Source organism: Citrobacter sp. wls757 (assembly GCF_005280935.1).
Lineage (GTDB): Bacteria > Pseudomonadota > Gammaproteobacteria > Enterobacterales > Enterobacteriaceae > Citrobacter > Citrobacter portucalensis.
The window spans coordinates 275918-280275 of the sequence record NZ_SZWU01000020.1 but is presented as its reverse complement, the minus strand read 5'-3'; the positions used below and the strand labels follow the sequence as shown (position 1 = coordinate 280275).

General features: G+C 50.9%; 7 protein-coding genes. All 7 read left to right on the top strand.

Translation table 11 applies throughout. The annotated features are described in order from the left end of the window. Positions 1–370 (top strand): DUF550 domain-containing protein (locus FDW94_RS07400; protein WP_137377390.1); only part of this gene is annotated, 370 nt, incomplete at its 5' end. After that, complete coding sequence (locus FDW94_RS07395) at positions 370–627, top strand: hypothetical protein (protein ID WP_137377403.1); 258 nt, start codon at positions 370–372, stop codon at positions 625–627. The genes FDW94_RS07400 and FDW94_RS07395, both read left to right, overlap by 1 nt. Next, on the top strand, positions 624–2603 hold the full coding sequence (locus FDW94_RS07390; protein ID WP_249358343.1) for a DNA cytosine methyltransferase: 1980 nt from the start codon (positions 624–626) through the stop codon (positions 2601–2603). Before FDW94_RS07395 ends, FDW94_RS07390 begins: the two co-directional genes overlap by 4 nt. Positions 2604–2694: 91 nt before the next feature. Next, a complete protein-coding gene (locus FDW94_RS07385) occupies positions 2695–3063 on the top strand; it encodes a hypothetical protein (protein WP_137377389.1) in 369 nt (122 codons plus the stop codon). 9 nt (positions 3064–3072) lie between these two features. After that, positions 3073–3330 carry a DNA polymerase III subunit theta gene (locus FDW94_RS07380; protein WP_137377388.1) on the top strand — a complete coding sequence of 86 codons (258 nt, stop codon included), beginning with the start codon at positions 3073–3075 and terminating at the stop codon, positions 3328–3330. Next, positions 3330–3584 carry a hypothetical protein gene (locus tag FDW94_RS07375; RefSeq protein WP_137377387.1) on the top strand — a complete coding sequence of 85 codons (255 nt, stop codon included), beginning with the start codon at positions 3330–3332 and terminating at the stop codon, positions 3582–3584. The genes FDW94_RS07380 and FDW94_RS07375 overlap by 1 nt, the downstream gene beginning before the upstream one ends. Before the next feature lie 462 nt (positions 3585–4046). Then, entirely contained in the window at positions 4047–4295 is a 249-nt protein-coding gene (locus FDW94_RS07370; RefSeq protein ID WP_137377386.1) for a hypothetical protein, read from the top strand. Positions 4296–4358: the final 63 nt, after the last annotated feature.

The following is a 4358-nucleotide window of genomic DNA, read 5'->3' as shown; positions in this document are numbered from 1 at the left end:
CGGCTACGCAATGGCTGATGCTGTGAAGGTGATTAATGGAGTTCTGGAGTCGGTAGCCCGTGAGCAAGTACGCCGTGAACATGCAGCATGGTCACTGACTACTTTCGGCGATGTCGGCCCAGTTGGTCCGCTGAAGCACCTTTCCAAAGAAGCGCTCGAGGCTGCTGCTGAACCTGGCGACCTTAGCGAATGGGCTGACATGCAATTCCTGTTATGGGATGCGCAACGTCGTGCCGGTATCAGTGACGAGCAGATTACCCTGGCGATGGTAGAAAAGCTGGCGGTAAACAAGCAGCGAGAATGGCCTGAACCGAAAGACGGGGAGCCGCGCCTGCATATCAAAACTGAACAGCATCAGGGAGAGAAGTGATGGATCCGCAACTGGAATACGCCACGAAGCGTATCGTCGAGCTGGAAAACCTGTTGCTGGTGGATGTTGAGGAAACCGTCTGGCCTGCCGAAGTGGGAATGGTATATAGCCAGATTGAAAGTGCCGGGGATCTTCCGTCACATCACCAGCGCCGCCTTAAACATCACATCAATCGCATGTGGCTGGAGAAAATGCCGGTACCGGCCATCATCACAGCGGCACAGTCACTGGCCATCGCCATGGAGAAATACGCGTGAGAGAAATCATCGTTGATAACTTTGCCGGCGGCGGCGGGGCGAGTACGGGAATTGAGCTGGCAATCGGTCGCAGCGTTGATATTGCTATTAACCACGACGAGAACGCCGTGGCGATGCACACAACGAACCACCCTGATACATTGCACTACTGCGAGTCTGTGTATGAGGTTCGACCAAAGGTAGCTACCGCAGGACGTCCGGTGGCGCTGGCGTGGTTTTCTCCAGATTGCCGCCACTTTTCTAAAGCTAAAGGCGCTAAACCTGTTGAGAAAGCGATCCGCGGACTGGCCTGGGTAGTATTACGCTGGGGGCTGGATGTTGAGCCGCGGGTAATGAAACTGGAGAACGTCGAAGAGTTTAAAACGTGGGGGCCGTTACTGGCTGGAGAAATGCGACCTGACCCAGCCCGCGCGGGCGAAACTTTTGAAGCGTTTATTGGCATGCTGACAACCGGTATCCCGGCGAGCCTTCCGGCGCTGGCTGAGTGTTGTGAGTTTCTGAATATTTCGCTTGATAGCGAGGATGCCGCTCGGCTGGTTAAAGGTCTGGGCTATGTCGTGGAGTATCGCGAACTGCGCGCCTGCGACTATGGCGCACCGACAATCAGAAAACGTTTCTTCATGGTCATGCGCCGCGATGGGAAGCCGATTGTGTGGCCGGAACCAACGCATGGGGATCCGAAATCACCTGCGGTTCAGGCTGGCAGGCTGGCACCATGGCGCACCGCTGCGGAGTGTATCGACTGGACAATCCCGGCGCCGTCAATATTCGATCGCAAAAAACAGCTGGCAGAAAATACCCTGAAGCGGATCGCGCGCGGCATACAGCGCTTTGTTATCGACAGTGCGTCGCCGTTCATCGTGAAATGCAATCACACCAGCACCAAAACGAGTTACGACTGTTTCCGTGGTCAGGCGCTGGGCGAACCTTTGCAAACCATTACTAAAACCCACGGTTACGCGTTAGCCGTACCGCACCTGACAAAGTTTCGCACTGGTGCAACCGGTCAGCCTGTTACCGAACCAGTACCGACGGTTACCGCTGGCACATCAAAACGCCCGGGCGGGAATGGGCATGCTCTTGGTTTGGTAGAAGCCGCGCTGACCCCGTTCCTGGCTGGCAACGGCGGCAGTGAATACCAGGCTAAACCGCGCCCGCTGGATAAACCTGCTCACACCATTCTGAAGCAATCCCGCGCCTGTCTGGTTGCGCCAGTGATAGCCCGCCAGTTTGGTGCCAGTGTCGGCCATCGGGCAGACGAGCCGAGCGCAACGATCACAGCTGGTGGTGGCGGTAAATCTCAACTGGTAACGCCTACGCTGATTCAGATGGGATATGGTGAACGTCCCGGGCAAGAACCGCGTGTGTTGCGACTGGATAACCCGCTGGGCACCGTTACTGCAGGTGGTAATAAATTCGCGACAGTGAGCGCGTTTCTGGCGAAACACTACGGTGGTAATTACTCGGGACCGGGCGTCGGTTTAGATGAGCCTGTTCATTCAGTTACCACTGTCGACCATCATGCAGTAGTTGCCTCTCATCTGGTGAAGTTGCGCGGCACCTGCCGGGACGGACAACCAACCAGTGAACCAATGCCAACGGTGACGGCGGGCGGGCTGCACGTAGGGGAGGTGAAAACCACTCTTGCGGTCGATGAATACGACGAACATCGCGCGCAGCAGACTCTTGAGTTTCTGCGGGAATACTGCGGCGAGGATTGCGACGGACTGGTGACAGTTGACGGCATAACTTACCGCATCGTTGATATTGGTATGCGCATGCTGCAACCGCACGAGCTATACCGCGCGCAAGGCTTCCCGGAATGGTACATCATCGACCAGGACTTTCGGGGTAAGAAGTATGCGAAGGACAAGCAGGTTGCGCGCTGCGGCAACGCCGTGCCGCCGCCGTTCGCTGAAGCGCTGGTACGTGCTAATTTGCCGGAACTATGCCAGTCGAAACAAATTGCCGCTTAAGTCAAGTTAAGCGGCTGTAATGACATAAAGCAAATTGACTAAATGTGAGCCATGATATCTTCTTGGCTCTTTTTGTTAAGGCTCGATAAAAATGAAAATGATGATAGCAGCGGTAGCTTTGGTTTCTCCGTTTATGACTAATGCTGAATACACCCCATTTGATAAACAGCAACCCATAAATTTTGAATGTCAGACTGGCGTTAAAATTCATGTTGTTGATAAAAAGCACGTTGTAATCAATGGGGATTTTGACGCTGAAGTCCTTGAAATTAGCGCCGATAGACTTCAGGCGCAGGGAGGGCATGGAGATAATCTCCTTACGACGAATATAGATTTAAGGTTTATGGGGGGAGGATATTATTCTCTATTAGTGACTGAAATGGATTACACAGATGCACAAGGTCCATGGAATGCTAAGGTCTTGAGGGTGAACGCTCTCATATGCACACGGACGCAATAAGGATTCAATATGTCTGGTCATAACATCGCAGCAAAATCCAAAGAAGAGCAGGACAAGGTTAACGTCGACTTGGCTGCTTCAGGCGTAGCGTACAAAGAGCGCATGAATATGCCAGTTATCGCTGAACAGGTAGCCCGTGATCAGCCAGAGCATCTGCGTGAATACTTCATGGAACGAGTGCGCTTCTACCGCGAGCAGAGTCTGACGTTGCCGAAAGCATCCGATCCTCGCTATCTGGATATGGCAGCCCAGAACGAGAAGAAGTAATGGGGCGCTTAATTGTTGCCGGTATAAATTTTTATATGCTGGCAGAAGGTGAATCATACCCAACCCCTAATATCGGCAACAATTACTCCGTTTCTTACGTGGTTTTCCCTTCCGAAGGCAAATGGGTCGCTCAGAAGCTTCGTAAAGGCGGTCGCTGGATAGACATCACAGACCAGCGATTCGACACCGAAAACGAGGCTTTCAACTTCACATACGAGTACGCGTTTACGCATAAAGACCGCCACAAATTTTAGTCGATCGATAATACCGATCGATTTGATTAAATTGATCTATGAAATCGATTATCAAATAAGCACAGCGCAGCAACAAATTGCCAACCTGACATTCCTCAACGCCAGTGAAATATGCCCCCTGACGACATCGACACCTTTGTCATTTACCTGACGAGAGCATTCCAATCAGATATTTACAATCGACAGTTTTGACGTAGTCATCTGTTAAAATAAACGATCAATTTTTGCGCGAAAGTAGCAATAAAATTTATCTAAATCAATCGGATAAATGACCTTGCGAAAACAGACCTTTCATGTGCATACTTAAGCAAAACAGATAAATACTGTTTATATGTACAGTTGTTTTGGAGTATAGTTAAGATGTTGCAGTAAATAGTTTTATTTTTCTTCCAGCCAACCTATTAGGAAATTTGCGCCATTTGGTATGTTGGTTCTGTGGACGGGATTATCCTGGCCGGAAGAGTGAAATTTGTTGATAGCAAAGAGGGGGTTGATGTGGCTGAGGTTTGTTCTGATGGAGGTGATATTTACGATCTAGTTAGGCGCTCCGATGGAGCGGTAGCTGGTTCGTTGAAGCTCAAGTCAGGAGATCGAGTGCTGTTAAATGTCGATGGGTTTGACATTGCGCACAAGCACCTTCAGATGGATGAGCGAGTCACGTCACGCGACACGCTGGTAGAGATAATCAAGGAGTTATCAGCCAGTATTTGACCTTTTTAGTACCTGAATAGCATAATGTTTATATCGGCATGAACACCCGATAACCTGACCACA

Coding starts and splice junctions, on each gene's coding strand:
- FDW94_RS07395 (WP_137377403.1), top strand. CDS start 370: ATGGATCCGCAACTGGAATACGCCACGAAGCGTATCGTCGAGCTGGAA.
- FDW94_RS07385 (WP_137377389.1), top strand. CDS start 2,695: ATGAAAATGATGATAGCAGCGGTAGCTTTGGTTTCTCCGTTTATGACT.
- FDW94_RS07380 (WP_137377388.1), top strand. CDS start 3,073: ATGTCTGGTCATAACATCGCAGCAAAATCCAAAGAAGAGCAGGACAAG.
- FDW94_RS07375 (WP_137377387.1), top strand. CDS start 3,330: ATGGGGCGCTTAATTGTTGCCGGTATAAATTTTTATATGCTGGCAGAA.